The sequence below is a fragment of the Domibacillus sp. A3M-37 genome, assembly GCF_024213455.1.
Taxonomy (GTDB): Bacteria; Bacillota; Bacilli; order Bacillales; family Domibacillaceae; genus Domibacillus; species Domibacillus tundrae.
The window spans coordinates 1-2,277 of sequence record NZ_JANAVL010000060.1; the positions used below are offsets into that span (position 1 = coordinate 1).

2 protein-coding genes and 1 rRNA gene are annotated in these 2,277 nt (G+C 38.7%); 1 reads left to right on the forward strand and 2 read right to left on the reverse strand.

The features are described 5' to 3' along the window. Nucleotides 1-113: 113 nt before the first annotated feature. Entirely contained in the window at nucleotides 114-482 is a 369-nt protein-coding gene (locus NLX67_RS22490) for a KGG domain-containing protein (protein WP_254313625.1), read from the reverse strand. Nucleotides 483-714: 232 nt separating this feature from the next. Here NLX67_RS22490 and NLX67_RS22495 point away from each other — a divergent pair, with 232 nt between their 5' ends. Then, nucleotides 715-876, forward strand: coding sequence for a hypothetical protein (locus NLX67_RS22495; RefSeq protein WP_254313626.1), 162 nt, complete (start codon nucleotides 715-717; stop codon nucleotides 874-876). Between the two features lie 282 nt (nucleotides 877-1,158). Here the strand turns inward: NLX67_RS22495 and rrf are convergent. Further along, a 5S ribosomal RNA gene (rrf, locus tag NLX67_RS22500) occupies nucleotides 1,159-1,262 on the reverse strand. Nucleotides 1,263-2,277 lie beyond the last annotated feature (1,015 nt).

The following is a 2,277-nucleotide window of genomic DNA, read 5'->3' on the forward strand; positions in this document are numbered from 1 at the left end:
TTCTTCGCTGTATTTCACCATAGAAAAAACACCCCTAAAGTTAGATTTTTAACTCTAACTTTAGGGGTGCAGCACCTTTTGCATTCTCTTTTCTTTATTAACTTGTTATTTTCTTAATCGTTATTCGATTTTCTTCTGCCGCCACTGCTGCTTTGTCCGCCCTTTCGGCTTGCTTCTTCACGGCTCATTTTACTGTTATTATTACCGGAATTGCTGTCATCCTCACGTTGCTGTGCCCGAGCTTCTCCACCTTTTTGTCCAATTTCTTGATAGAATTCTTTATCATGATTTTCAGCAGTGGCTTCTCCGCCCTTTTGTCCAATTTCTTGGTAGAATTCTTTATCATGATTTTCGGCGGTAGCTTCTCCGCCTTTTTGTCCAATTTCTTGGAAAAATTCTTTATCATGATTTTTAGCTGTAGCTTCTCCACCCTTACGTCCTGCTTCTTCACGACTCATTGTCTTACTTTTTTTCTCAGCCATTAAAAGTTCCTCCTCAGTAAATTTGGATTTAACTTACAGTACTTTGTTACCCAGCTGTTATTATATTAAACAATTTTTTCAAAAATTAACAAAAAAATACAAAAGAAGACAAAAGTTTTTAAAGAAAGGAGAATAAAGAAGAAGGTTTTATTCACTTAATATCGGGGTATGCAAAAAATGGAGTACCAGGTTGGTTGGATAATAAAGGTGGCTATCACGGGATCCGGCATAGATGGAGCCGATTGATGCACAAGAATTAAATTTTATTTCTTATTGCTACAAAGAGAGGATTTATGCAGCTTTGGGTTTCAAGTCCATTGAAGGATCAAATGGTCAATTTATTATTTTAATCCTAAGGCAGCAACCCACAGATTTAAAATCTAGGGATTCTTGAATGGCTTTTATGTCTCGTGGATGTCTACTTTCCTTTATGTAGAAGCTGAATGAAAATCTTAGCGAAAAGGATCACACAGCTTTGAGAAGGTTTAATTCTCCATTCTTGAAACAGAAAACAGTAATACAAAAACAAAACACCGCCCGAATCATTTTTCAGGCGGTGTTTATCTATATCAAGAGAGGAGTAGTCTCTCCTGATATGTTCTCCAAAAGTTAAGATTCTTCTCATGGAAGAAAATTCTTAAACAAAAAAGAACAGCTTCCGCTGTTCTCCTGTTTTACCTGGCGGCGTCCTGCTCTCACTGGGAAACCCCCAGCGCTGGAGAGCTTAACTGCCGTGTTCAGGATGGGAACGGGTGTGACCTCTTCGTTGCAGCCACCAGACTATGTACTTGAAAGAAATTGTTCCTTCAAAACTGGATAATATTCGTAAAGCAGCCTTCGCAAGCCATGCCATGTGTCCAGCCTGGAAAGTCTGACGTTGACATATAACCAGCCACTTTTTCACCCCACCATGGGTCAGACACATATTTGACATTGATTCAGGTACTCTGCCACAGAACCGCTATGTATTCGGAATCTGATATCTGCCGTTCCAACCAGTTGTTCCGTTCATATATTTATCCGCTAGCGCGTTTACACTCACTGCGGGTGTTGCAAAAACAGCATCGCTTTTAAGATTGCTGTCGGTCAGGTTATAGAGATTCCAAACAGATGTTGTTTTCCTAAGTGTGTCCGCTCACGCTATATTCACTTTCATGGAATGCCAATGCCAAAATAGTGAGGGCATTCAATCTTTTTCTGTTTCTACTTTTTTAATAGGACACCAAGACCGCTAACTTTGTTCTTTTTGTGGCATCCTTGTATTTTGTTGGATAAGCTAAGCCACTTCAATCTCTACTCGTGTTGCCATGATATGACGGTCAAGCTCTTCTCCTATTCACAAAAAGATACTAATTCAAGGCTAAAGAGACCTCACAGGTGCTATGAGGCCCTTCAAACATGGTTAAGTACCGCAGTCGTTAGTATGCACCTATTTAAATTATTCCCAATATGGTTGACTATAAAACCTTTCTTTTATCAAAGGAATTAATAAACCAAAACAAAATTGTTATTTAAAAGTAGAATATTACATCCAATAAGGTTATCTAAGTTTTTTCAACCGTAAAAACAATAAACACCATCTAAGTTATTCCAACGGTGTTTCCTTAAATGAAAAAGAAGAAGATAGGTGATTATACTATACCAGTACAAATATTGTTGTTTAACAACTAAAATAACCTCCATGAGATAATTCCCGAGCGAAAAAATCCCACAAAAAAAACAGCTTCCGCTGTTCTTTTAGTTTGCCTGGCGGCGTCCTGCTCTCACAGGGGGAAACCCCCAACTACCATCGGCG